Source organism: Vibrio sp. 10N.222.52.C12 (assembly GCF_041474215.1).
GTDB classification, from domain to species: Bacteria; Pseudomonadota; Gammaproteobacteria; order Enterobacterales; family Vibrionaceae; genus Vibrio; species Vibrio crassostreae_C.
In genome coordinates this window covers 1-26414 of record NZ_JBFRTR010000124.1, presented here as the reverse complement: position 1 = coordinate 26414, position 26414 = coordinate 1, and the positions used below count along the sequence as shown (strand labels likewise).

Here is a 26414-nt window from a genome sequence, read left to right as displayed (position 1 = left end):
ACTCGATAGAATATGACCATTACCCACAAAGATTATCTGAAAATCGCTTTCCCTTTCATCATCTCAACGGTGACACAACCTCTGTTAGGTGCTGTGGATACCGCTGTTATTGGCCAACTTGGTATTGCTGAACTGATTGGCGGCGTGGCGATCGGCACCATCATTATGAACACCATGTATTGGTTGTTTGGCTTTTTCCGTGTCAGTACCACGGGGCAAAGTGCGATGGCACTGGGCAAGGGAAATCGCTCTGATTTGGCGGGTAGTTTGATGCGTCCGTTCGTGCTGTCTGGTTTGGTGGGTTTGATCCTTATTTTGATACAACCACTCATCTGGCAAGGCGCAATGTGGGTGATAGAGCCTGAAGCCAATGTAGCCGAGCACGCGCATATCTACTTCAGTATTTTGATTTATGGCGCGCCTTTCGTGTTGCTTAACTACACCATTATTGGTTGGTTAATGGGACAGGCGAAAGCCAAAGACGTTCTTTATACACAAGTGTTTGGTAATGTGTTGAACATTGTCTTGGATGCGGTGTTTGTACTTTATTTCGATTTGGGTGTCGCAGGTGTGGCTTACGCAAGTTTGATTGCACAAGTTACCACCTTTGCGATTGGTGTGACCTTGGTGATGAAGACCAGCAATATTTCGATCTCTGAGTTCTTGCAAGGCTCGAAGATGACCAAGAAAGACCTATCGACAATCATCTCTTCGAATACCGATCTATTGCTTCGCACCATTTGTATCTTGGTGTTCTTCAACATGATGGCGCGTACTGGCTCTAAACTGGGTACCGATGTTCTAGCGGCTAACGCGATCTTGATGCAGGTGACCTTCATTGTCAGCTATATGTTTGATGGTATTGCCAACGCATCGAGTGTGTTTGCAGGTAAGGCGGTAGGACAGAAGAACCCTTCAATGCTTGATCGTGTTTTAAGGCTTAACTTCCAATGGACGGCAGGTTTCATTGCCGCGCTGACGCTTTTAACTTTGATTTTTAAAGATATGATTGTTTTCTTGTTTACCGATATTCCAGCGCTGGTCACGCTGTACCAAGAGATGGCTCCGTGGTTAATTGTGTTCCCGCTAGTGGCTGGCTTTGGCTTAACGGTTTATGGCATTTTTACCGGAACGGGAACCACACGTCCGGTTAGAGACTCAAGCATCGCGACTTTGTTGGTATTTTTAGCGGTACAGGCATTCACCGTCGATATTTGGGGTAATCATGGTTTGTGGTTGGCGTTTACTCTGTTCTATCTTGGGCGTATTGCGTTCCTGTATCCGTTCATCGCACAAGTTAAGCAGAAGTGTTACCCAGTCAAAGATGCAGTACAGGGTGCCATTAACTAAGCTGTCTAATTGCCATCTTTAATACATTATTAATATTTTATGAAAGCGCTTTACTATTTTTATACGATAAATTTGGTGAGCGCTTTTTTGTATGTAATGACTCACTATAAATGGTCAATAAAATTGTAAGTAAAACGCGATACAGTTCAATGTCCGCTTTTCATCGCCTCAGCTAAATGATAATGTTGTTATGTTATAACATCTGTCTGTGAGTATCTGCGTGAACGCCCCACTTTTGTCTGTTGACCACCTAACGATCAAAACCTCTTCGAGAACCCTTTTCCAAGATATCCACTTCGATGTTTATCGAGGTGAGCTGTTGGCGATCATGGGACCGTCAGGCATTGGTAAGTCGATGCTTTCACGTGCGATTGCGGGTTTCCTGCCAGAAACGGTCGAGGTTGAAGGTCATATTTCTCTGTCTGGTGAAGCGGTATGTGGTTTGCCTATGCTGCAAAGAACCGCAGCACAACGCCCCGCGGTTATCTTCCAAGATGCCCTTCAAGCATTAAATCCTCTGGTTTCAATCGAAGGTCAACTTAGTTTGGCATTGACGGGGACTCGCACTAAGCCCAAATCACAAGACAAAATCAAACTCACCGAATTGCTAGTACAACTTGGTTTCCCTAATCCTGAAACTATCTTGCCGTTATACCCGAGCCAAATTTCGGGCGGGCAACGCCAACGTGTTTGTATTGCGATTGGCTTGCTGAGTAACGCCGATATTATCATCGCCGATGAACCAACCAGTGCGTTAGATCCCGTGACAGAGCAAGAGATACTTAAGCTGATTCGACACAATGTTAAACAGCGTCAAATTGGTGGTTTACTCATCACCCATGACCTGCATAGCGCGTTGGCGTGTGACAAGCTGTTAGTCATCGATGGTGGTGTGGTGGCTTACGGTGCACCGAAACATGCACTTGAGTCGAGCTCTCACGCTTTCTGCTGTTCATTGAGAGACTTAATCGAATGAGCTCGACCTTATCACTAAACTCAGAAGCCTCGCCATTAATGCCAGTGACTGATTCAGAAACACAAACACCGATAGAGATTAAGTTCGACAATGTGAGTGTTCACTACTACTCCGTACCAAGTTGGTTGGGTGGTAAAGCGTTCAAAGCGCTACAGAACATAGACCTTAATGTTGAAGACAAAAGCCTAGCAATTGTTGGGCGTTCTGGTGCCGGTAAATCAACGTTAATTGAACTGCTATTTGGCCTTAAAGCGCCAACCGTTGGTCAAATAAACTTGTTCGGTTATTCGCTCCCAATTCGCGATAGCAAAGCGCAAGCAACGGTGTGTCGCTTGATTCAATTGGTGCCTCAAGAGCCCCACACTAGCCTCAACCCTTACTATACCGTTCGACAGATCTTAGCCGAACCTCTAAGTAACTTAGATGTTTCGGGTAATCATGAAGCCATCATTGAAGAGGCGCTTTCAGACGTTGGATTGCCTGCCAGTTTGCTCTTACTGAAACCTAATCAGCTTTCTACAGGTCAAGCTCAACGTGTGGCTATTGCTCGGGCTCTTGTCGTTAGACCCGCAGTGCTGGTGGCCGATGAACCTACTGCCAGCCTTGACCCAGTGAATCGCCAAAGGTTGTTGGACTTGGTTAATTCATTAAAAAAGAAGCGCGATATGCGCCTTATTTTGGTTACTCACGATTTAGGTGCCGCAAAAGCCCTTTGTGAAGAAATACTGGTACTCGACCATGGTGAAATGGTGGAGCACGGACCGACCGATCAAGTGATGAGTAAACCTGCTCATCCTGCGACTCAGATGCTGATCGAGTCTCAGCCTCTTTCGAAATCTACTTGTTAAACACAACCTTATTTATTAAAAAAATACAGCTACAGAGAAAAAATAATTATGCGTTTTAATTCAATCAAACTGGCTTGCACGCTTGCGTTGGCTCTGCCTTTGACGGGCTGTTTTGACTCTCAACCAGGGTCTAGCGATGCCGCAGTAAAATCTGAAATTCGAGTTGCGATGATGCAACCACCAAGAACGGGTTTATCGCCACTTTCTGATGACGCTTTTAAGTTATCTCGTTGGAGCACAGCAGAAACTCTGGTTAACCTGAGCCCAACCTCAGAAGCAGAACCTATGCTAGCAACGGATTGGAAACATCTTGATCCTCTGACTTGGCAGTTCACGATTCGCCAAGGCGTTAAATTCCATGACGGTTCGACATTAACGGCAAACTCTGTAGTGAACTCTCTACAAAAAGCGCTTGAAGCAGCACCTAAGCCGCGCATCCTAGATGGAGTAGAGCTAGAAGTGAAAGCGATGGACAACTACCGTGTAGAGATTAAAACCAGCTTTGATGACCCTCTTCTACCAAGCCGTTTATCAAGCCCTCAATTAGCGATCCTAGCAGCAAGTGCTTATCAAGAAGATGGTCGTGTTAGTCCAATTGGCGCAGGTACTGGCCCGTTTGAGCTAACTGAAATCAACGGCACAACCAGCGCGAAACTGAAACGTTTTGACGGCTACTGGGGCGAAAAAGCGCAAGTAGAATCTGTAATTGCAGAATACGTTCCTAATGGTTTTGCTCGTGCTGCAGCACTGAGAACCGGCACGGCTGACGTCGTTGAAGCAGTGCCCGTTTCACAAATCGCGACCATTGATCCGAACCTACTTTATGAAGTGGCGATGCCTCGTACCAATACGCTTTACCTAAACAACAAGTCAGGCGTATTCAGCGATATTAACTTGCGTAAGGTTGCGGCGGCTGCGGTGGACCGAGAGCAAATCGTGAATACCGTTTATGAGAACCACGCGGATATTGCACAAGGTCTATTAGGTCCTGCACTTGCTTGGGCTGAACCAATTCGACCTGAAGGTCAGGCAGTTGACAAAACGCTAAAAGCGAACGGCGAAAGCATTGTTATTGGTACCTTTACCGACCGTGCAGAGCTTCCAGAAGTGGCAGCGCTACTGAAGCAACAACTTGAAGCGGCTGGTTTCAAGGTTGAGCTGGATATTCGTGAATATGCTCAGATCGAGAACGATGCGCTATCTGGTAAGTTTGACGCGTTTATCCTTTCTCGTGCAACGGTTCTAGATTCGGGTGACCCAGTGGCTTACATGATGAGCGACTTTGGTTGTAAGGGTTCATTCAACCTTGGCCAGTTCTGTTCTCAAGAGGTAGATAAAGCACTGAATCACGCTGACCTACAACCGCTAGGTGCGCTGCGTCACCAAGCGATCATCGAAGCTGAACAAAAAATCCTTAACGATTTCGCGGCTATCCCGCTGCTTCACGAACGTGTGATTCAAGGTGAAAGTGAGCGTGTAAGCAATGTCGTTCGTGACCCAAGTGAACGTCGCTTGGTTGACCAAACTACACAGGTCAAAAAAGCGACACAAGTTAACCCGGCAACACAGGCTAACTAAATAAATGTTATCTGCTGAGACTCTGCGTCGAACTCTATTTATCTTGACGCCTTGGCTATCAAGAATCGCCTCACTGATTGTGGTGGTGATTCTTGTTGGTTTGATGCCTGACATTGCAGGCATCGATCCAAGCCAATCTATTCTGCGGGCTAGGGCGGGGCAACAACACCTGCTTACTCCTGAAGCTTTAGCGGCGGTACGCGCTGATCTTCAGCTTGACCGTTCAGCCATTGAGCGCCTGCTCGACTGGGTAGGAAGTGCTTTTTCAGGTGATCTAGGTGAATCATGGATTGATGGTTCTTCGGTTGCACTAGGTATTCAAAAAACAGCGTCTACATCTCTGTTTTTGATGTCTAGCGCACTTGTGATGACTTTCGCACTGTGCGGTGCAGGCTTACTTGCCACCTTGCGCAGTTGGAAGAAGGGCAAGCTGGGGCAGAGTTACAGCAGTTTAAGTACGGTATTAATATCCTTGCCAGAGTACGTGGTGGCCTCGGTATTAATATTGGTGTTCTCTATCTGGTTAGGTTGGCTACCACCGTATGGTTGGCAAGGTTGGCAAGACATATGGCTACCGAGCTTAGCGCTTGCACTGCCTGCAAGTGGCTTGTTTAGTCGCCTACTCAGAGACAGTTTACAACGCGTTCTCAATGAACCTTGGGTGATCACTTGGCTCAGTGCCAACGTTCATTCCAATCAAATTATTCGCTTTGCGCTGAAAAGAGCGCTGAGCAGTCTGATCCCGCAAATCGCGATGATCGTGATTGGCTTAACTGGTGGCGCAGTCGCGGTTGAGCTTATCTTCTCGATCCCTGGTATCGGGCGCATGATTCTTGGTGCAGCCAAGGCGCAAGACTTACCAACGCTGCAAGGCGGCTTATTGGTGTTGCTGCTATTTTCAATTGCCGTGAGCAGCATGAGCTTGTTTGTTCAGCAATTGATTCTTGGCCACAGCCTGAAAAGCGGCAAGCTCATCAGTAGCCACTCTTCGTTTCGTTTTACCCAGAACCGCGCAAAGCGTGTTACTGCTTTTGCGATCTTCTCTTTCCTAATTGCTATCGTTGTATGGGCTGCATTCCGAGACCCATACACTAGCCAATTCGCACGCTTGGCATCACCGAGTTGGCAAGCACCTTTGGGCGCAGATGGCATTGGTCGAGACCTACTGGCGAGAATTGGTTCTGGTATGATTGCGACCTTCCAAGCCGGCATATTGGCAACGTTCTTGAGCTTGGTGACGGGCATCATCATGGGTTTCAACACCCGCTTTAGCCAAGGCCTTATCGAGATCACTAAGGGTATCCCATACATCATTGCAGGCTTGCTTGTTGCAGGCTTAACGGGGATGAATCCGAACAGCGCATTAATCGCGATTGTATTGGTGTCGTGGGCGCCGCTAGCTGCACACTGCTCAAGCTTGATCGTAGAAGCCAAGGCTCAACCTTATACACACCTCGCGCCACTATGGGGCACCAGTAAGCTTAGAATCTTCCGTTTCTACTTGCTTCCGTATGTGTTGCCACCGTTGTTAAGACACGCGATGTTGAGGCTGCCAGTAATCACATTGAGCCTGACCTCGCTTAGCTTCATCGGCTTGGGAGCTAAGCCTCCTGCACCGGAATGGGGTTTGATGATTGCTGAGAACTTGCCCTACATTGAACGCGCGCCAATCGCTGTCATGGGACCAATTGTTGGTCTGATCCTGTTAGGTGCTGCAATTAATATGATGTTTGATGATTAACGAAAAAGAACAGGCTGCTTAAGTTTTCGACGTGCTATTCGATTGAGTGTTCGATTTGGCATTTATGTTGTAACCTTGAGCCTGTTTTTTTGAATTGGCTTTCGGATCGGTTGTCGATCGGTTTTTAGCTTAGTTAAGTGTTCAGCGTTAAGGATTCAACATGTATCTCGTTTTGTATTGCCACAATATTGGTATGACCGACTTTTCCTTTTTTGAAACGGAAGACTTTGACAAAGAAGAGGGCTATATCGTGCGAGGTAAATGGCCGAATGAGAAAGCGTTTCGTGATTATTTAACCAAAGAGTTTGGTGACATGAATGAGTTCCAAGTGATCGACTTAATCGCCAAAGGTGCAGAAGCAGAACACTACCCGCCAGAAGAGTTGATGCGCCTAGCTCGTAACAACTAGCTAAATAACTTTTATCAAACGAATAAAGAAATGGCAGCCTGATTCGGCTGCCATTTTCGTTTTAGGTTAAAGCTAATACCTTTTACATCGTGAATGATGCTACTGCGCCACTTCGTCCACCAAGTACAAGATTGATTGATACGGAATGCCACTGTGATGTGACAAACCGATCTCACAGGTTCGACTGTTACTGAACCCACGAGTACAGTTGCTCGGCACTTGCTCCTTGAGTGGGTGTACTGCCGCTTCATTCAGCTCTGGCGTGGTAAAACCTTTATCACCCGCCCAACCACAGCATTGAATATGCTCAGGAACAATCACCTCTTCGGTACAGGCTTTAGCAAGGCTCAACATCGCGCCGTCCAAACCCATTCGACGAGAGCTACAAGTCACATGCAGCATCACGGTTTCTTGCAGCGGCTCAAGTGTCAGGTGCTCAAGCAAGTATTGGTTCACAAACCCTGTCGGCTCTAGCACTTCTAGTGGCTTGGTGAACTGTTCAATACTGCGTTTAGCACATGGGCTGGTATCCATTAATATTGGGTATTCACCCTGACGACTCGCTTGCCACAACACTTCTTCGAGTTGTTGTGCTTTAGATTGGGCTAAATCGGTCATCCCTTTGCTGTCGTAAGGCATGCCACAACATTGGTCGTCTAGCTTCTTCGGAAGAATAACCTCAAATCCGGCTTTGTTAAGCAAAGACATGGTCACTTCAGTTAGAGGACGTTGGTCGCCCGCATCGTTCTGTTGCCCCATGGTTCGACTGGCACACGAAGGCAGATAAACCACCTTCTTATGATTGCTTGAGTTTTCCGCCGTCACTGGTGATGAGACTAGCGAGTGACTGTTGGATTGCGGCATCTCAGGCATCCAAACGGGTGTCGCACCTTTGGTGATAGAGCGCAGGCCGTTGGTTAGCTTGCCGACAGTATTTGCGCCTAATACTTTGCTCGCCACTTGGTTGGTTTTGAGGCCAGCCTTGGTAAGTTTTGTGGTGGTCGAGAAATGATCCGCTGTCCACTTAGCGATTGGTGTAAATTTCTCGTACTTGGCAATACGAAGCTTTTTAATCAAATCACCGGTGTTGATTCCCACTGGACAACGTTCGGCACACAGGCCAGTTGCGGCGCAGGTATCAATGCCTTGGTATTCGAAGGTTTTCTCTAGTTCGCTTGCTTCTATTTCTTCACCTGCAGCACGGCGGCGTTGTAGCTCTCGGTACAGAACAATGCGTTGGCGTGGTGATAGAGTCAGCGTACGAGACGGACAAACAGGTTCACAGAAGCCACATTCAATACAGCGGTCGACAAGGTCGTCAGCAGCAGGCATTGGCTTTAGGTTTGTTATGTGTGAATTTGGATTGTCGTTGATGATAACGCCGGGGTTGAGCAGTCTTTCTGGGTCAAACAGCGCTTTGATCTGTTGCATCAAGGCATAGCCATCTTTGCCCCATTCTAGCTCCACATAAGGTGCCATGTTACGACCAGTACCATGCTCTGCTTTCAGAGAACCTTGGTATTTCACCGCAACCAGTTCGGCAACGTCATCCATGAAACCGCCGTAGCGGTCGATTTCTGTTTGGCTGTCGAAGCCTTGAGTAAATACAAAGTGCAGGTTGCCTTCGAGGGCGTGACCGAAAATGATCGCTTCGCTGTAATCGTATTTGTCGAACAGTTCTTGTAGCTCTCGAATGCCGTTAGCGAGGTTTTCGACAGGGAAAGCTACGTCTTCAATGATAACGGTTGTGCCGACTTCACGCACGGCGCCAACTGCTGGGAACATGCCTTTTCGAATGCCCCATAGGGTTGCGACTGTCTTTGGATCAGAAGTGAAAGGCACTGATTCAACAATAGTGTACTCAGTCAATGCACCCAAAATTGATTTACATTGTAAATCTAAGTCCGGCTGGGAGCTGGCGTGTGATTCAACTAAAATCGCCGCCGCTTCTAAATCTAAGCTCGGCATAAACGCAGGCATGCCCGGTTTATCCGCTACTGAACGCAGTGCTCTGCCATCCATCAATTCCACCGCAGCAACCGGCGTTTTTGATAGCGTAGTAACGGCTTTACTGGCTTGTTCGATGTCGGCAAACACTAACAGAGCCGAAGCTTTGTTCGGATGTTCGATAACCGTGTTGTAGGTAATCTCAGCAATGAAACCTAGTGTGCCTTCTGAGCCAATCATCAGGTGTTTGATGATCTCAATTGGATCGTGGTAATCGACCAAGGCATTCAGAGCGTAGCCAGTGGTGTTTTTGAGGCGGTACTTGTGGCGGATTCTGTCTGCGAGTTCTTGGTTTGAAGCTGTCTGTTGATGTAATTCGACAATGCCTTCAAACAGTGCTTTGTGTGATTGCTTGAATGCCTCAACACTTGCGTTGTCAGCCGTATCAAGCAGGGAGCCATCACTCAATACGATTTTCATGCTCTCAACGGTACGATACGAGTTTTGCGCAGTACCACAACACATGCCACTGGCGTTGTTCGCGGCAATACCACCGATTTTACAGGTATTGATAGAGGCTGGATCTGGGCCGATTTTACGTTGGAAAGGGGCGAGGTATTTGTTCGCATCAGCGCCAATCACACCCGGTTGCAGGATGATCTGATTGCCGTTATCGACAATTTCATGACCACGCCAGTCGTCGGTTAGGGTGATGAGCACCGAGTCTGAAACCGCTTGTCCTGACAGGCTGGTACCCGCGGCGCGAAAGGTAAAATGAATATCGAGTTCACGGCAGCTTTGAATGGTGAATATCACTTCGTCTAAGTTTTTAAGCCTTAGAACCATTTTCGGCACCAAGCGATAGAAACTCGCATCGGTGCCGTAAGCCAATCGCTTTGCCTCTTGAGTGACAATGCGTTCTGTTTCTATTTTTTGAGCCAGTATCGCTTCAAGCTGCTGATAAGTTTGTGCGTCTATTACTCGCTCATGGGATGTGTTTGTCTCCATCTTTGCTTCCTTGTGCTTCTTATTTGGCACTGATTTGTTTTTATTTTATTTTCCAGTGCTTAAACGGTGTCACAACGGCAGTGTAATTGCTGTGACACCGATTGAACTTCAGTCTAAGTAGACCAAAGCATTAGTCTGAACCTAAATCAGAATCGTGGCCGCTTAATCTAGCCCCACCAAAGATTCACGAGTTAAGTCTTTGATTGTCTTCGCGCCTGTTAATGTCATCGCAACGCGCATCTCTTTGTCGTAAAGGTCGAGTAGATTCTCAACGCCGGCTTGTCCTTGCGCTGCTAATGCGTAAACGAAAGAACGGCCAAGCAAGGTGCAGTCTGCGCCCAATGCCATCATGCGCACTACATCTAAGCCAGTACGAATGCCAGAGTCGACCAGAATCTTAGTGTCGCCTTTTACTGCATCTGCAATTGCAGGTAATGCTTTAGCGCTTGATAGAACACCATCAAGCTGACGACCGCCGTGGTTTGAAACCACAATGCCGTCTGCGCCAAATCTCACCGCATCCTTTGCATCTTCTTCATCAAGAATGCCCTTGATGACCATTGGACCGTCCCAGAAATCACGAATCCACTCTAGATCTTTCCATGAAATCGACGGGTCGAAGTTATCACCTAACCAACCGATGTAGTCTTCCAGCTTGGTAGGAGAACCACGATAAGTAGAGATGTTGCCTAGGTCGTGTGGTTTACCCAGTAAGCCGACATCAACTGCCCAGCTAGGATGACGCATAGATTGGAATACGCGGCGTACTGCTGCATTTGGACCACTCATTCCTGAGTGCATGTCACGGTAGCGAGCGCCGGGTACGGGCATATCCACGGTGAAGACCAGTGTTGTGACGCCAGCGGCTTTAGCGCGTTCAAGAACGTTCTTCATGAAGCCACGGTCTTTTAACACGTAAAGTTGGAACCACATTGGGCGTTCAATCTTAGGTGCAACTTCTTCAATCGGACATACCGACACGGTCGACATGGTAAAAGGGATGCCTTTGTTGTCGGCGGCTTTTGCTGCTTGTACTTCACCGCGTCTTGCGTACATACCCGTTAAACCAACAGGCGCCAGTGCGATTGGCATCGCTAGCTTCTCGCCAAATAGTTCGGTTTCCAAATTTAGGTCCGACATGTCGTTGAGTACGCGTTGTTTTAGCGCAATCTCAGCTAGGTCAGCCGTGTTGCGACGTAGGGTATGTTCTCCGTAAGAGCCACCATCAATGTAGTGGAAAAGAAACGGTGGTAATTTCGCTTTTGCTGCGGCGCGGTAATCAGTCGATGCGGATATGATCATAATTTCAGTCCTAAATTCTTGGGATGTTGCTCTTCTTTGAGAGCTTGGTTTGGGCTGCTTTAATTCGGGAAAATGGCGTTAATACCCATGGGTGTTGATGTGCTCTAGTATCCATCCCGGAACTCATCAACTGTCTTATTAGACGGTGTCGCTGTCGGGGAATTGAGTATTAACGCCAAGTGCTTTTGAACGACTTATGGTTTACATAAGTGCGTCGGTCATTTTGAATCCGTAGATAACCACTAGGCCGATGATGCCTGTCATCACCAAGTAGTAGAACGTTGGAATGATTGTCTTACGTAGGGTTGCACCTTCGCGTCCTAGCAAGCCAACAGTTGCTGATGCCGCTACCACGTTGTGAATCGCAATCATGTTACCTGCTGCTGCACCAACGGCTTGTAGAGCAACAACCACCGCACTAGAGATAGTTAGAGTCTGCGCTACTTCGAATTGGAACTGGCTGAACATCATGTTTGAAACTGTGTTCGAACCTGCAATGAAGGCACCTAACGCACCAACCGTTGCACTCAATGCTGGGAATGCGCTACCAACGAGGTCAGCTGCGAAGTTTGCCGTGGTTACGGGCATACTTGCTAAATCTGCGCCGTTCACACCAGAGTTAATGAAGATACGAACCATTGGGATGGTGAACACCAACACAAAGCCTGCGCCAATCAGAGTCTTGCTCGATTCACCGAAGGCTTTAGCCAGTGGCGTTGCGCTGCGAGATTGCATGAGAACAGCAACCAGCGCGACGAAGACCAAGATACCGCCCGGTAGATACAGAGGCTGAATCGCAGTGCTCACACCGGTTTCACCAAGGATGTTGCTGAACGATAGGCTAACGCTCTTCAGTAGGCCTTTGAATTCAGGGCTCACGCGGCTCGCAACCAAGGTCACCGCTAGCAGCACGTATGGTGCCCATGCCATCGCCATGCTCATCTTCTTATGGCCTTGATTGTTGTCGTCAAGGTCGATTTTCAGAGAACCTAGCCATTCTGCTGGCCACTTCTCTTCGCTTTCGAAATCCCATTTTGATTTTGGAACGAGGAAGCCACGTTTTGCTGCAGTAACCACAATTGCTAGGCCGACTAGACCACCAATTAGAGATGGGAACTCAGCGCCTAGGAAAACACCTGTTAGTGCGTAAGGAATAGTGAAAGCAGCACCTGCGAACAGTGCGAACGGCAGGATATCTAAACCTTCAGTCCAGCTTTTGTTCTTACCGAAGAAGCGAGTCAGCATCATCGCCATCAATACAGGAATCATCACACCAACGCAGGCGTGGATGATCGCAACACTTGATGTGATCTGTTGTAGGTAAGCATCCCATGTTGAACCATTGGCAATCAGGCTTTCACCGATGTTGTGCGTATCCAAACCTTTGTTTACGCCAACAATGATAGGTGTACCAACCGCGCCAAACGATACCGGCGTAGATTGAATCATCATGCCCATCAGTACCGCAGCTAATGCTGGGAAGCCGATTGCAACGAGTAAGGGAGCGGCGATTGCAGCGGGTGTGCCGAAGCCAGATGCGCCCTCAATGAATGAACCAAAACACCAAGCAATGATGATCGCTTGTACACGACGGTCTGCTGATATGTCAGTAAATCCGTTGCGGATGGTGGTGATAGCTCCGGTGTGTTTCAAAGTGTTTAATAAGAAGATGGCGCCAAACACAATCCAGAGAACCGACACGGTAATGCCGAAGCCTTGGAATACTGAAGCCAGCACGCGAGTGCTAGACATATCCCATGCGAATAGGGCGATAGCAACGGTTAATGCAAATGCCACGGGCATCGCTTTTTTTGCAGGCCAGTTAAGGCCAACCAGCAGAATCGCTGCAACAACTATTGGCGAAAAGGCCAATAATGCTAGTAGAGTTTCACTCATGGGTACTTCCTCGTACTTGTTTTCAAACGTTCATGTTTGAAGTGAATAACACGTCATTAGTTTTGTAGGTGTAATCTGAATCTCGAGGATTCAATTGTTGTAATTAGAGTCGCTTTATTTGTAACCGATGTGATTGCAAAAGCTGTTTTTGTAATTGTTTTGTTAATTTGGCGTGAATTTACCCCTTTATTTTTTATTGATATAGGGAAATAATGAAAATAATTAATTCCAAAATTGGCATAATCAAATGCGAGCAGACGATTTGATCCTGTTTTCACAGGTAGTAGAGCTGGGTAGTTTTAGTAAGGTGGCAGAACAAAATAACCTTACAAATTCGGTAGTTAGTAAGAGAATTGCGCGTTTGGAAGAAGAGATTGGCGTGCAGCTATTATATCGAACCACGCGTAAATTGACGCTTACCGAGGCGGGTAAGGCAATGTTACACGGAGCCAAAAATGTGAAGCAGGCGGCTCAAGAGGCTATGGACGCAGTTTCAGGCTTTGGTGAAAATGTCAGTGGTCATATCAAAATGTCAGTGCCTACTATCTCCGGAGATTTGATTCTCGCAGACGCTGTGGCCGAGTTTTGTAATATGCACCCAGGTTTAACGGTCGATATGTCTCTGAATAATCGCTTTGTCGACTTGGTTGAGGATGGTCTCGATTTGGTGATTCGAACCGGCTACTTGGAAGATTCAAGCCTCATTGCTCGTCATATATTGGATTCACAATGGGTGGTGTGCGCTTCGCCGTCTTATATTGCTAAGAACGGTAAGCCGATGCTGCCTAAAGATTTAGTGCAGCACAATTGCTTGCAATACGCCTATCAAACAACGGGTGCTAGCGAATGGCAGTTTCTGCATAGTAAAGATGGCTGTACCGACAATGACAAATATATCGTGCGTGTTGCGGGCTCTTTTTCGACTGACAATGCGACCGCGTTAAGAAAAGCGGCGCTGGGTGGGCATGGTGTGGCGTACGTACCACGTTGTCTGGTTTATCACGACATTCGCAATGGTCAGCTGGTGGATATCTTCCCTGATTTAGTCGGCAAGAAGCTCGGTATTTATGCGGTGTACCCCTTTACGCGCCAGCCACCGAACAAGATTAAGTTATTGATTGAACACATCAGAACGCGTTACCTGACGATTTCACATTATTTTTAATAAGGATCACGATGAGCTATTTAAAAGAGTATCCATATCCAGCCACCAACAAACAGATCGTCAGCGATGACTACTTTGGTCAGATAATCGAAGACCCATATCGTTGGCTAGAAGACGACAGAAGCGACGAAACCGCGCAGTGGGTGGCGAGCCAAAATGAGGTCACGTTCGATTACCTTGCTCAAATTCCGTATCGCGCTGAACTGCGAGAGCGATTAGCGAAAGCGCAAGACTACAAAAAGAGCTCGCAGCCGTTTGTTCGAGGTGAGTACACCTATTTCTATAAGAACGATGGCCTGCAGAATCACAGTATTCTCTATCGTCAGAAAGAAGGGCAACAAGAAGAAGTTTTCCTAGATCCGAACACTTTCTCGGAAGATGGCACTACATCACTGGGTTCGGTGTCGTTTTCTAAAGATTACAGCCTAGTGGCGTACAGTATTTCAGAGGGTGGTAGCGACTGGCGTAAGATCTTTGTGATCGATACCGAGACTAAACAGCAGCTTGAAGCCGAAATCACCGACGCTAAGTTTACCGGCATTTCTTGGTTGGGTAATCGTGGCTTTTATTACTCTAGCTACGACAAGCCTGACGGTAGCCAGCTTTCTGCACGTACCGAACAGCACAAACTTTACTTCCATGAGTTGGGTTCTGAGCAAGCTAGCGACAAAGTGGTTTTTGGTGAGAGCAACGCTGAGCAGCACCGCTATGTATCAGGCTATACCACCGAAGACGACCGTTACTTGATCATTCTAGGGCGAGAGTCGACATCGGGTAACAGGCTGTTCTATATCGATTTAAATTCACCAGAACAATCGCTGAACACGCTGATTGATCATGTGGATAGCGATACGTACCTCATCGATAACCAAGATGAAGTCTTCATTTTATATACGAATCTTGATGCGCCTAATGGCAAGGTGGTGAGCTTTGATACTCGCAGTCAACAGTGGCTCGATATCATTCCTGAAAAGCCACAGCCGTTAGATATCAGCACGGGCGGTGGTTACTTGTTTGCTCATTACATGGTCGATGTGGTGTCTAAGATTGAGCAGCTGGATTACCAAGGCAATCTGGTTCGTGAAATCCACTTACCTGGTCTCGGAACGGCCAGCGGCTTAGGTGGAAAAAACGAGCAAACCCAGCTTCATTACACCTTTACCAACTATGTAACGCCGCCAACGATTTTCTCTTTTGATGTTGAATCTGGAAGCTCTGAAATCTACCAACGCTCTGAGTCTCCGTTTGAGTCGGATCAATTTGAGTCTAAACAAGTCTTCTATACCTCGAAGGATGGCACCAAGGTTCCGATGCTTATCTCTTATAAGAAGGGATTAGTGTTAGATGGTAATAATCCAACCATGTTGTACGCCTATGGTGGCTTTAACGTTAGCCTAACCCCTTCCTTCTCGGGAACGGTGGGTAGTTGGCTGGAACTGGGTGGTGTGTATGCGGTGCCGAACCTGAGAGGCGGCGGTGAGTACGGTAAGGCGTGGCATAAAGCGGGTACTCAGCAGCAAAAGCAGAATGTCTTTGACGACTTCATTGCTGCTGCCGAGTTCTTAATTGAAGAAAACTACACCAGTAGCGATAAGTTGGCGATTCGCGGCGGTTCTAACGGAGGCTTGCTGGTAGGAGCTTGTATGACACAAAAGCCTGAGCTGTTCCAAGTGGCTCTGCCTGCTGTTGGGGTGTTGGACATGTTGCGTTACCACACATTCACGTCTGGCGAAGGGTGGGCGTACGACTATGGCACATCCGCGCAGAACAGAGAGATGTTCGAATATCTGCTTGGCTATTCTCCGGTTCATAATGTGGTGCGTGGCACGGATTATCCAGCAACATTGGTGACGACCGCTGATCACGATGACCGCGTAGTGCCTGCTCACTCTTATAAGTTCATCTCAGAGCTGCAAGATAAGCATGAAGGTAGTGCGCCCGTGATGATTCGTATTGATGTTAATGCGGGCCATGGCGCCGGAATGCCGCTCAGCAAAGCGATCGATCTCACCGCCGATATCTACGCATTTACTCTGTTCAATATGGGGGTTGCGTCTCTAGATTCACTTTAACGAATGCTTGATTCTAGATAACTGGGTATTTTACTCAGACCAAGAAGCCTCAAAATCTACCTTAGATTTTGAGGCTTTTCATATATATGAAAACCAATCAAATTCACACCTCGTTCTCTTTGCTTTTCGGCACCCTTTTACGTGATAGCCGCCACCATTACTGATGAAATGAAAGCGATTTCAAGCTGATATTTTACGCATTTTTCACTATAACCTGTTGATCTAAAATCAGTAGTTTTCGTCATGAGTTTTCTAAAAGTTTCATGACATTTAAGCTGATTTATCAGTGTGAACAGCGACCAACTTTTCAACTCTTTCATTGCTTAATATTTCCCTGTTCGATGAAAACTCAAAAAAATAATAGGGAATTACAATGCAAAAATTTAAGCTTTTGCCAATAACGGTCGCAGTGGCGGCTTCGCTTGCTTCACTCTCTTCTTTTGCTGCAGAAACTGATATCGAAGCATTAGAAAAACGAATTCAAGAGTTAGAATCTAGGGTTCACTTCTCCGCCTTGTTTACTGCTAACGACCAAACCGCTTACGGGGCGATTAAGGCGCTACACGATCACGGTTATAAAGTGCCAGAAGATGTGTCATTGATTGGGTTTGATGACTTACCAACGTCGAAGTATTTCACACCCGCGTTAACAACATTAAGGCAGCCAATTGAAGAGATTGGTGAAGTGTGTGCTCAGTCGATCTTGAACTTGTTATCTGGCGAGCGACATGAAGCAAGGTTGCCTCAGATTGATTTAATTGTGAGAGAGTCGACCAAATCTTTGTATCGTTAATTTCAAGACAAGCATCAAGGTGGTGCGCCTGTGATGATTCGTACTGATGTCAATGCGAACCATGGTGCAGGAATACCGCTGAGTAAAGCTATCGATCTCACCGCTTATATTTGCGCGTTCATATTGTTCAATACGGGGCAGGTAAGCTAAAACACTTTTGCCCCAAAGTTTGTTACAACAATGGAAAAAGGACTGACGAGTCAGCCATCTTTAATGGTTCGTTTTGGGGCTGTTTTCCGAGGAGAGCTTTGTATGAATCACACACCTCAGGGTTTTAGAAACTTAACCAAGACTTATTCGCATGGAATGGGGTCACTGAATTTCGACTTATTAAATTTCCATTTAAGATTTTCGGTTCATATGGAACAGCTTCATCACGTAGCTTTAACGCTAACTTAACAGCATTCTGTGCCATGAGTTCAATCGGTAAGTCTATGGTCGTTAATTCTGGGGTTGAAAACTCACCAAAAGGATCATTATCTATACCAATAACAGATACTTGACTTGGAACGTGAACCCCTTCTTCTGACAAAGCTTTAATCGCTCCTAAAGCCATATTATCGTTAAATGCGAGAATCGCCGTAAACTTCACATTTAACTTCAAGAGGTTGGTACACAGATCATATCCACTTCTTATATGGTAATCACCGGATAACACTAAAGATGGATTATAAGGCAATCTAGATGATTCTAAAGCTCGCTTATAACCTTCGATACGAGCTTTTCCTGTTGGGTTGTCTATTGGACCAGTTATGCATGCGATGCTCTTATGACCGCATGAAATCAAATGTTCCATTGCGGTCACGATAAGACTAGATTGATCAATGGATACTGAATGGTAATTCCCTGCCATAGAGGCACGGTTTAACACAACAAAAGGCACGGACAGTTGTGATTCTAACGTTTGTATATGCTCATCAGATAGGGTTCGGCTATAAAGCAAAATGGCATCAAATTGCCCTTCTAGTTGTCTAATTACTTCATATTCATGTTGAGGGTCATTCTTACCATCGATTACTGTTAGTGTTTTGCCTTCTGATTGAAGTTGAATTGAGATTTGCTGTAATAGTACACCCCACCTAGTACTGTCATAGTTAGACAGTACCAATGCCACTGTATCAGTTTTATTTGTCGCTAAAGCTTGAGCGGTCCGGTTTGGACGGTAACCCAACTGTTCCATCGCGGCGAAGACACTATCTTTTGTCGATTGTTTAACCTGACCTGTGCCGTTGATCACACGCGAGACTGTTGCTTTGGAGACTCCAGCAAGTTTGCTGACATCAACAATGGTACTCATTCTATTCCTTTCATCACTTACCCACGTTACGTTTGGATATTATTATAAGTTATTGTTTATATGGACCAATTATCAAAAAATAAAGTTATCTTACTGTCTACTAGAACATAGTAACCCCTAAATTCGAACCCGATTTCTTACCTAATGTGATGCCCGTCATCAATTGTAGCATTGAGTAACGATATTTTATGACATTTCTCACACAAGTGAAACCGGTTTCTGTAACCGGTTTCTGTAACCGGTTACATTTTTCTCGTACTCTACAACGCTTACTAGATTAAGTGATAAATTAATAAGAAAAGGAACTAAATCATGATCAACATTTTATTGTGCTGTGCTGCTGGTATGTCTACTAGCATGGTCGTAAACAAAATGAAGCAATCTGCGGCAGCGAAAGGGATTGAAGCGCATATTGAAGCTGTGGGATTAGATGAATTCGAGTCGAACCTTCCAAACTTCGATTGCGTTTTACTAGGTCCACAAATTAAATACAAACTCAATGATTTCAAAGAGATTGCTGATGCTGCTAACAAACCAATTTCTGTAATGAATCAAATGGATTACGGCATGATGAAAGGCGAAAAAATCCTTAACGATGCAATCACAATGCTAAATCAATAAGAGGGATATCACGATGAAAGCATTATTCGATTTTCTAGAAAACACCTTAACACCGATAGCAGGCCGACTGGCAACTCAAAAGCACGTGTGTGCAATTCGTGACGGCTTCATTGGCGCAATGCCCTTCATGATCGTGGGTTCTTTCTTGCTTGTGTTTGCTTTTCCTCCTTTTTCGGAAGATACCGCGTTTGCCTTAGGTCAATGGTGGATTTCAATGTCATCCACCTATTTTGATGAAATCATGACCCCTTTTAATATGAGTATGGGGATTATGTCATGTTATATCTCTGCTTGTATCGCGTATAACCTAGCAAATAGCTACAAGTTAGATGCCCTACCAACGGCAATGCTTTCATTGATGTCATTTCTTTTGATAGCAGCACCGATGAAAGATGGTGCTCTGTCTGCAACGTACCTTGGTGGCACTGGTATCTTTACTGCAATCATTGTTGCGATCTTTGTTACTGAACTGACTCGTTTCTTAAAAGTTCATAATATTGGCATTAAAATGCCGGAGCAGGTGCCTGATAAAATTCGTCAGTCATTTAACCTGCTGATCCCAACAATGATCGTGATAGTTACGATTTATCCACTAAACCTTCTAATTCAAAACAATTTCGATATGCTAATTCCAGGTGCAATTATGGCTCTATTCCAGCCATTGGTATCAGCATCTGACACATTGCCGGCGATTTTACTTGCTGTACTTGTTGCACATACTCTATGGTTTGCTGGTATTCATGGTTCAGCAATCGTTTCTGGCATCATGGCACCCTTCTGGCTTTACAACCTAGGTGTAAACCAAGAAGCTCTTGCTGCAGGAATGGAACTGCCTCAAGTGTTTATTGAACCATTCTGGTCGTTCTTTATTGTATTAGGCGGCTCTGGTGCAACATTCTCATTAGTTCTACTTTACCTGAGAAGTAAATCTGCTCACCTTAAAACAATCGGTCGTCTTGGTGTAGTTCCTGCAATGTTCAACATCAATGAACCTGTAATCTTTGGTTCACCAATCGTTATGAACCCTATTATGTTCATTCCATTTGTCGGCGCTCCAATGATCAACGCTATCATCGCTTACTTCGCGACGAGTATGGACTGGATTGGCAAAATGGTTTCACTGGTTCCTTGGACGGCACCAGCACCAATAGGTGCAGCTTGGGGAGCTGGATGGCAGCTAAACAATGCTGTATTGGTGTTCATTCTAATTGGTGTAAATCTGGTTGTTTACTACCCATTCTTCAAAATTTACGAAAAACAGTTGCTTGCAGAAGAGCAGCCTCAAGACACAAATTCTACTCAAGATAACAAATCTAGTGAACAAAGCTTCGCGTAACATTCATCCAACTCAATAGAGTGGGTACTACCACTCTATTCATCAAAAATATTGAGGATATCCACATGGAACTAGAATCAACCGTAATGGAATTGATCATCAATGCTGGCGAGTCAAAAAGCCTAGCAATGCAAGCGCTACAGAATGCAAAGAAAGGTGAATGGGCAGAAGTTGACTCATTACTAACACAATCTACTGAGGCATCAAAGCGTGCTCACAAGGTTCAAACTGAGCTCATTGGAATGGATGAAGGTGAAGGAAAAGTGCCAGTGAACCTAATCATGGTTCACGCTCAAGACCACATTATGACTGCAATGCTTGCTCGTGAGTTGATTGAAGAGCTAATCAACCTACACCGTAAAATTCAATAAAATAACAACAGATTAAAATAAAGAGATAAACATGAAACCTAAGAATCTAACTCCTTTCCCTACCGATTTCTTTTGGGGCGCGTCAACCTCAGCTTACCAAGTTGAAGGCGCTTGGAACGAAGACGGTAAAGGACCATCAGTTATCGATATGGCTCCAATTGTCGAGGGTACAACAGATTTTAAAGTTACCAGTGACCACTACCACCACTACAAAGAAGACGTAGCACTATTTGCAGAGCTAGGCTTGAAAGCATACCGCTTCTCTGTGGCTTGGACGCGTATCTTCCCTAATGGTGACGGTGAAATTAACCAGAAAGGCGTGGAGTTTTACAGCAACTTAATCGACGAACTGATCAAGCACAATATTGAGCCTATCCTAACGATTTATCACTTTGATTTACCATACGCTTTACAACAAAAAGGCGGGTGGTCAAATCGTGACACTGTTGATGCGTTTGCACTGTACTCTAAAACACTATTCGAGCTGTACGGTGACCGTGTTAAGTACTGGCTAACAATTAATGAACAAAATATGATGATCTTGCACGGTGATGCCATTGGTACCAAGAGTGTTAGCGGTGAGAACCCGGTGAAAGATCTATACCAACAAAACCACCACATGTTGCTAGCACAAGCCAAAGCAATGGTACTTTGTCACGATATGCTTCCTCAAGCTAAAATTGGTCCTGCGCCAAATATTTCAACGATTTACCCTGCATCTTCAAAACCAGAAGATGTTCTTGCAGCGAACACGTTCTCGGCAATTCGTAACTGGCTATACCTAGATATGGCAGTTTATGGTCGCTACAACCCAACAGCGATGCGATTCTTAAAAGAACGTGATGCAACACCAGAGATTGCAGACGGCGATATGGACATTATGGCTCAAGCTAAGCCTGACTTTATCGCCTTTAACTACTACAACTCGCAAACCGTTGCTGAAAGTACTGGTGATGAGAGCGACATCAACTCAACTGGCGACCAACAAATCACGATTGGTGAAGTCGGTGCTTACCGTGGTACTGAGAACCCGAACCTAGTGAAAAACGAGTTTGGTTGGGAGATTGACCCTGTTGGTTTCCGTACCACAATGCGTGAAATTTACGAGCGTTATGCTCTACCTCTTATTGTGACTGAGAACGGTCTAGGTGCTTTTGATACCGTCGAAGCTGACGGTTCAATTGATGATAGCTACCGCATCGAATATCTACAGCAACATATTGACCAAGTTCAGCTTGCTATCACTGATGGTGTTGAGGTCTTCGGTTACAGTCCTTGGTCTGCAATTGACCTAGTCAGTACTCACCAAGGTTGTGCTAAACGTTATGGTTTTATTCATGTTGACCGTGAAGAGTTTGACCTAAAAGAGATGAAACGTTCTAAAAAGGCAAGCTTCCATTGGTACAACGCTCTTATCTCTAAACACACTGCATAACCAGTCTGAATGCTTGGAGCCTACGCTCCAAGCATTCAATTAAACTAGGAAAAGACTATGAAATTCTCCAACAGTTTTCTGTTTGGCGCAGCCACTGCCGCTTATCAAATAGAAGGCGCAATCGATAAAGACGGTAAGGGCCCGAGTAACTGGGATGAATTCGTTAAAATCTCAGGCAAAACCTTTGAAAATACAACGGGTGAATTAGCTGTAGATCACTACCACCGTTATAAAGAAGACATTAGACTCATGGCAGAAATGGGGCTAGAGTCATACCGTTTTTCTATCGCTTGGCCTCGAATTATTCCTAACGGTACTGGTGAGGTGAATCAAAAAGGCATCGATTTCTACAACAACATTATTGATGAATGCTTACATTACGGCATTGTACCATTTGTGACTTTATACCATTGGGATTTACCATTGGAGCTAGAGAAACAAGGCGGCTGGACGAATAAAGCAACCATTGATGCGTTTGTTAACTATGCCAAAGTTTGTTTTGAAGCATTTGGGGACCGTGTTAAACACTTCATAACCTTCAATGAAACCGTTGTTTTCTGTGGTCATGGTTACCTTGCTGGCGCCCATCCACCAGGTATTAAGGATGAGCCTAAGCTCTACTTTCAAGCCACTCATAATGTATTTTCAGCACATGCGAAAGCAGTACTCGCATACAAAGAGCTAAATCAATATGGTGATATCGGCTTAAGCCACGTATTCTCTCCTGCTTTTTCAGTGGACGATAGCATCGACAACAAATGGGCAGAGCGTCACGCAAATCAATTCGGCATCAACTGGTACTATGACCCTATCTTGAAAGGTCACTACCCTGACTATGTTTTGAAGATTCTTGAAGAGCGTGGCTGGATGCCTGAAATACTTGAGGAAGAAAGACTCGCATTAACCCAAGCTGCTCCACTCAACGATTTTATTGGTTTGAACTACTATCAACCCGTACGAGTAGAAAGAATTCTAGGCCAAGCAGAACACGTTGAGCATTCACGAGAAAATGCCACAGGTGCTCCTGGCAACCCAAGCTTTGATGGTGAATACCGCAGCGTATCAATGAAAGATAAGCGTTACACCAAGTGGGGTTGAGAGATTTCACCGGAAGGCTTTGTTGATGGTTTGAGACTACTCAAAGACTATTATGGTGATGTCACTATGTACATCACTGAAAATGGCCTCGGTGATGAAGACCCAATCATTGAGGGAGAGATATGCGACATTCCTCGAATTAACTTCATTAATGACCATTTAGTGGCTGTAAAAAAAGCCATTGATGAAGGTGTGAACATTCAAGGTTATTATGCATGGTCTGCAATTGACTTACTCAGTTGGCTGAATGGCTATAAAAAGCAATATGGCTTCATTTATGTAGACCATCAAAACAACCTAGACAGAAAGAAAAAAGCTTCTTTCCATTGGTATAAGGACATTATAGCGAGTCGAGGGGAAAGCCTTAAATACCCCGCTTAAAATCAAGCGAGCTATTGCAAAAAATGTCAATAGCTCGTTTTTGACCAAAAAGTAAAATCATTAATATTATGACTTCGAGCGCTTTCATAAAAGCAAAGAATAAAAAAAGACTGAACGTGAGAAAGTGTTGGCCGGTGAACTCTATAACCCGGTAGATGATGAGTTAAGTAAAAAGACGTCGTAGGTGCAGAAAAATAGAACGTCAACTTAACAACACAATGATAGGTGCTCCAGAGTAGAGGAATTCAATTGATGAACTTAGTCATCTTTGTGGCTTTTTAGCTAACTTATTGATTGCTAGGTTAACAATGTTACTAAAACACTTTTGTCCAAAAACGAGTTGAACTAAGCCGCTCTTCGACTATGACGACTACCAGCGAACTCTGTTTAAAGTCCGTTAATTTTAGCAAACCTTCATAATCACTGGTTCGAATCACTGGCGCGAATCACTGAGTTGATTTTTCATATACGCCAGAAACGAAAAATGTCGCATCCATGCGACATTTCTCTTTTGGCGGCCAAACCAGTTTTGCTATATCCATTCTAGATTTCAATCCATTAGGAGATTATTCAGAATGTAATTATAAGACGCTGTTAATGTTGATTAGTTCCCTTTATGCGGCATTTTTTTTCGATTTATCTTCTAAGTCGAATGACGCAGCGATTAATTTCTTGGTGTAGTTGTTTTTCGGCGCATTGAAAATCTCTTCTGCAGACCCTTCTTCCATCACTTCACCCTTCTGCATCACCAGTACACGATCCGACAGTGCTTTCACTACCGAGAGGTCGTGGCTGATGAACAGAAAGCCAATATTGTGCTTGGCTTGAATGTCTTTCAGCAGGTCAATCACGGTCAGTTGTACTGAGCGATCGAGTGCTGAAGTCGGTTCATCCAGCAAAATGAAAGAGGGCTCTAGAATCAGTGCGCGAGCAATCGCGATACGTTGTCTTTGCCCGCCAGAGAACTCATGCGGATAACGGTTTATTGAATTCGGCTCTAAGCGAACTTCAATCAATGCTTTGCGCGCTCTTTCTAAACGTTCTTGCTTGGATAGATGAGGTTGATGCACCGTCAAGCCTTCGGTGATGATTTCCCCAACTGTCATGCGTGGTGATAAAGAACCATAAGGATCTTGGAACACCATTTGGACATCTTTCTTGAGCTTGTGACGCTCTTTATCATTTAATAAGCTAACGTCTTGGTCTTTGTAAACAATACGTCCGGTACTCGGCAGCAAGCCGATTAATGCACGTCCAAGGGTTGATTTACCTGAACCAGATTCACCAACAATGCCTAGCGTTTCGCCTTGCTTAAGATTCAACGAAATGCCTTTTACGGCTTCGAAGTACTGGCTTTTACTCTTGATAAAGCGTGATTTCACCAAGAACTGAACTCGGATGTCGTCAGCAGACAATAACTCTGGGGCTGTCGCCTCAACAGGAACCTTAGCGCCTTTCGGAATCGAGTTAATGAGCATTCTTGTGTAATCATGTTTAGGACTATCGAACAAAGATTGAGTCATCCCTTCTTCTACGAGCTCACCTTTACACATCACTAGCACGCGGTCTGCAAAGTGTTTCACCACACCTAAGTCATGGGTGATGAACAAAATTGCCATTCCCATCTTGCCTTGGATCTCTTTGATAAGAGCAAGCACTTCAGCTTGAACCGTTACATCTAATGCAGTTGTAGGCTCGTCAGCAATCAGGATATCCGGTTCATTAATCAGCGCCATTGCGATCATGATGCGTTGCAGCTGACCACCCGAAAATTCGTGAGGGTACTTGGTGTACGACTTTTCTGGCATTGGCAAGTGCACAAGATTAAACAGCTCAATCACTCGCTGTTTGGCTTGAGACTTTGACACTTTACGATGCCACATAATAGCTTCTGCCACTTGAATGCCGACGCGCAGGTATGGGTTCAAAGATGTCATCGGCTCTTGAAAGATCATGCCGATTCTGTCGCCACGAATCGACTGCATTTCACGCTCTGATTTTTCGAGAACAGACTCGCCTTCAAACTCAATTTGAGACTGCGGATCAATAATGGCGTTGTCTGGAAGTAGACGCATCAGTGCGTTGGAAGAGACAGATTTACCAGAACCTGATTCACCAACAATGGCCAAGGTTTCGCTGGATTTAAGGGTAAAGTTAACCTTTTTCACCGCATCAACGATTCCATCGTTGGTTTTGAAGCTAACGGAGAGGTTATTGACTTTAAGAAGAGCCCGGTCCGACATGATATATCCTTATCAATTTAAGACATTAGGTGAAGATTGAACTTCTGACGTTGTTTTAAGTTGCCCAAAATGGTGATGAGCACGTTGAATTTGTTCTAGTTCGAGCATCCAATGCGAACTGCGCTGAGCGCTGCAAAAAGCGATCAGGTGATTGAGCAAACCTTCGCTCTGCTTTTCCAATACTCCAAAGGTACGTTGAATCAGCTCAGTGTTCTCCAGAGAGATAAATTGCATCAGAGCGTAAGATTGATTCAAGGTATCGAAGGCTTGTTGGTGCTGACCTAATCGGTTGAGTATCTCTGATTGAGCGACGCTCGCGTCTCTTAACCCGGCAAGCAAGCAGGCAAATTGGCAAGGCTTGATATCGCTTTGGTATGCTGCATCTTGGATGTGATGAGGAAGTGAGGTTAGAACATCACCATAAAGGCGTTGTGCTTCTGGCCAGTGACCTTGTTCCATTAACTGTTCAGCTTTTAGGTAGTGCATCCAGCATCGTTCAATTTCCATATCCACATCCTCAATTTATAATATTAGAAAATGTTAATGA

General features: G+C 45.3%; 19 protein-coding genes and 1 pseudogene. 14 read left to right on the top strand and 6 right to left on the bottom strand.

The features are described from left to right. Nucleotides 1-12 precede the first annotated feature (12 nt). The 6 genes from AB4623_RS20585 (at nucleotide 13) to AB4623_RS20560 (ending at nucleotide 6902) form a co-directional block, all read left to right on the top strand. Nucleotides 13-1350 carry an MATE family efflux transporter gene (locus AB4623_RS20585; protein ID WP_372147306.1) on the top strand — a complete coding sequence of 446 codons (1338 nt, stop codon included), beginning with the start codon at nucleotides 13-15 and terminating at the stop codon, nucleotides 1348-1350. Between the two features lie 220 nt (nucleotides 1351-1570). Then, nucleotides 1571-2326 carry an ATP-binding cassette domain-containing protein gene (locus tag AB4623_RS20580; protein WP_372147305.1) on the top strand — a complete coding sequence of 252 codons (756 nt, stop codon included), beginning with the start codon at nucleotides 1571-1573 and terminating at the stop codon, nucleotides 2324-2326. After that, complete coding sequence (locus AB4623_RS20575; RefSeq protein ID WP_017065049.1) at nucleotides 2323-3174, top strand: ABC transporter ATP-binding protein; 852 nt, start codon at nucleotides 2323-2325, stop codon at nucleotides 3172-3174. Before AB4623_RS20580 ends, AB4623_RS20575 begins: the two co-directional genes overlap by 4 nt. Nucleotides 3175-3222: 48 nt before the next feature. Continuing rightward, complete coding sequence (locus AB4623_RS20570) at nucleotides 3223-4752, top strand: ABC transporter substrate-binding protein (RefSeq protein WP_372147304.1); 1530 nt, start codon at nucleotides 3223-3225, stop codon at nucleotides 4750-4752. Nucleotides 4753-4756: 4 nt separating this feature from the next. Then, nucleotides 4757-6493: an ABC transporter permease subunit gene (locus AB4623_RS20565; RefSeq protein WP_372147303.1), complete on the top strand. Its 1737-nt coding sequence runs from the start codon at nucleotides 4757-4759 to the stop codon at nucleotides 6491-6493. A gap of 160 nt (nucleotides 6494-6653) precedes the next feature. After that, a complete protein-coding gene (locus AB4623_RS20560) occupies nucleotides 6654-6902 on the top strand; it encodes a hypothetical protein (RefSeq protein ID WP_372115555.1) in 249 nt (82 codons plus the stop codon). Nucleotides 6903-7001: 99 nt separating this feature from the next. Here the strand turns inward: AB4623_RS20560 and AB4623_RS20555 are convergent, their stop codons facing one another. The 3 genes from AB4623_RS20555 to AB4623_RS20545 form a co-directional block, all read right to left on the bottom strand. Continuing rightward, the gene (locus AB4623_RS20555; RefSeq protein ID WP_372147302.1) at nucleotides 7002-9857 is read right to left on the bottom strand and encodes an FAD-binding and (Fe-S)-binding domain-containing protein; all 2856 of its coding nucleotides are present in this window, start codon (nucleotides 9855-9857) and stop codon (nucleotides 7002-7004) included. Nucleotides 9858-10019: 162 nt separating this feature from the next. Continuing rightward, nucleotides 10020-11159 (bottom strand): FMN-dependent L-lactate dehydrogenase LldD, encoded by a 1140-nt coding sequence (gene lldD / locus AB4623_RS20550; protein ID WP_102478988.1) that lies wholly within the window; start codon nucleotides 11157-11159, stop codon nucleotides 10020-10022. Nucleotides 11160-11360: 201 nt separating this feature from the next. Beyond that, nucleotides 11361-13055, bottom strand: coding sequence for an L-lactate permease (locus AB4623_RS20545; protein ID WP_372102990.1), 1695 nt, complete (start codon nucleotides 13053-13055; stop codon nucleotides 11361-11363). A gap of 247 nt (nucleotides 13056-13302) precedes the next feature. Here AB4623_RS20545 and AB4623_RS20540 point away from each other — a divergent pair, with 247 nt between their 5' ends. The 3 genes from AB4623_RS20540 to AB4623_RS20530 all read left to right on the top strand — a co-directional run bounded on the left by AB4623_RS20540 (nucleotide 13303) and on the right by AB4623_RS20530 (nucleotide 17085). Further along, nucleotides 13303-14220: a LysR family transcriptional regulator gene (locus AB4623_RS20540; RefSeq protein ID WP_017068571.1), complete on the top strand. Its 918-nt coding sequence runs from the start codon at nucleotides 13303-13305 to the stop codon at nucleotides 14218-14220. Nucleotides 14221-14231: 11 nt separating this feature from the next. Next, nucleotides 14232-16292 carry a prolyl oligopeptidase family protein gene (locus AB4623_RS20535; protein WP_372147301.1) on the top strand — a complete coding sequence of 687 codons (2061 nt, stop codon included), beginning with the start codon at nucleotides 14232-14234 and terminating at the stop codon, nucleotides 16290-16292. A 373-nt stretch (nucleotides 16293-16665) separates the two neighbouring features. After that, on the top strand, nucleotides 16666-17085 hold the full coding sequence (locus AB4623_RS20530) for a substrate-binding domain-containing protein (protein ID WP_372147300.1): 420 nt from the start codon (nucleotides 16666-16668) through the stop codon (nucleotides 17083-17085). 274 nt (nucleotides 17086-17359) lie between these two features. On the opposite strand, the gene AB4623_RS20525 is transcribed toward AB4623_RS20530, so the two are convergent. Then, the gene (locus AB4623_RS20525; RefSeq protein WP_102332276.1) at nucleotides 17360-18382 is read right to left on the bottom strand and encodes a LacI family DNA-binding transcriptional regulator; all 1023 of its coding nucleotides are present in this window, start codon (nucleotides 18380-18382) and stop codon (nucleotides 17360-17362) included. A gap of 312 nt (nucleotides 18383-18694) precedes the next feature. Between AB4623_RS20525 and AB4623_RS20520 the strand changes: the two genes are divergently transcribed. The 5 genes and pseudogenes from AB4623_RS20520 (at nucleotide 18695) to AB4623_RS20500 (ending at nucleotide 23624) form a co-directional block, all read left to right on the top strand. After that, nucleotides 18695-19003: a PTS sugar transporter subunit IIB gene (locus AB4623_RS20520; RefSeq protein ID WP_102332275.1), complete on the top strand. Its 309-nt coding sequence runs from the start codon at nucleotides 18695-18697 to the stop codon at nucleotides 19001-19003. Nucleotides 19004-19016: 13 nt separating this feature from the next. Further along, nucleotides 19017-20339, top strand: coding sequence for a PTS sugar transporter subunit IIC (locus AB4623_RS20515; protein ID WP_102332274.1), 1323 nt, complete (start codon nucleotides 19017-19019; stop codon nucleotides 20337-20339). 65 nt (nucleotides 20340-20404) lie between these two features. Next, complete coding sequence (locus tag AB4623_RS20510; RefSeq protein ID WP_102332273.1) at nucleotides 20405-20710, top strand: PTS lactose/cellobiose transporter subunit IIA; 306 nt, start codon at nucleotides 20405-20407, stop codon at nucleotides 20708-20710. A gap of 31 nt (nucleotides 20711-20741) precedes the next feature. Next, nucleotides 20742-22145, top strand: coding sequence for a glycoside hydrolase family 1 protein (locus AB4623_RS20505; RefSeq protein WP_102332272.1), 1404 nt, complete (start codon nucleotides 20742-20744; stop codon nucleotides 22143-22145). A gap of 57 nt (nucleotides 22146-22202) precedes the next feature. Further along, a pseudogene (locus AB4623_RS20500) lies at nucleotides 22203-23624 on the top strand (glycoside hydrolase family 1 protein). A gap of 614 nt (nucleotides 23625-24238) precedes the next feature. On the opposite strand, the gene AB4623_RS20495 reads toward AB4623_RS20500, so the two are convergent. Beyond that, nucleotides 24239-25867 carry an ABC transporter ATP-binding protein gene (locus AB4623_RS20495; protein ID WP_372147299.1) on the bottom strand — a complete coding sequence of 543 codons (1629 nt, stop codon included), beginning with the start codon at nucleotides 25865-25867 and terminating at the stop codon, nucleotides 24239-24241. Between the two features lie 12 nt (nucleotides 25868-25879). After that, nucleotides 25880-26374 (bottom strand): hypothetical protein, encoded by a 495-nt coding sequence (locus tag AB4623_RS20490; RefSeq protein ID WP_372147298.1) that lies wholly within the window; start codon nucleotides 26372-26374, stop codon nucleotides 25880-25882. Between the last annotated feature and the right edge of the window lie 40 nt (nucleotides 26375-26414).